We start from the raw sequence: 381 nt of genomic DNA, 5'->3' as shown, positions 1-381 counted from the left end.
AGCAATCCATGCAGCTGACTGGTACTAATAGGCCGAGGACTTGACTTAAATACCTCGTTTGCATGAAGTGCAAACATCAATAAACCCAATGCGCAAATGCTTTTCTTCTGTGAAGTTTTCAGGGAATATGATAATTAGGAAGTTCCGCGCTCCGCTTGGAACTAAGCGATTCACGCAAGTTCTAGCGTCGCGTTGCTCCTAATAACTTGGTTCTCTGCTTATCAGGGAATGTCAGAACTTACCTGTTGCAATAAGCAAGTAAATATGATATTATAATAATTCCTTGAAGAACACAAAATGACCTACTAGCTCAGTCGGTAGAGCACCTGACTTTTAATCAGGGTGTCCCGCGTTCGAGTCGCGGGTGGGTCACCATTCATG

The 381-nt window shown here is 43.6% G+C and carries 1 tRNA gene; it reads left to right on the top strand.

The window, feature by feature from the left end:
• Positions 1–299: 299 nt before the first annotated feature.
• Positions 300–375: transfer RNA gene (locus tag GT1_RS21930), tRNA-Lys, on the top strand.
• The last annotated feature ends 6 nt before the right edge of the window (positions 376–381 follow it).

This window comes from Sporomusa sp. GT1 (assembly GCF_014634905.1).
In the GTDB taxonomy this organism is placed as follows: Bacteria; Bacillota; Negativicutes; order Sporomusales; family Sporomusaceae; genus Sporomusa; species Sporomusa sphaeroides.
Note: the sequence above shows the minus strand (reverse complement) of the source record. Positions and strands in the feature narration are given on the sequence as shown.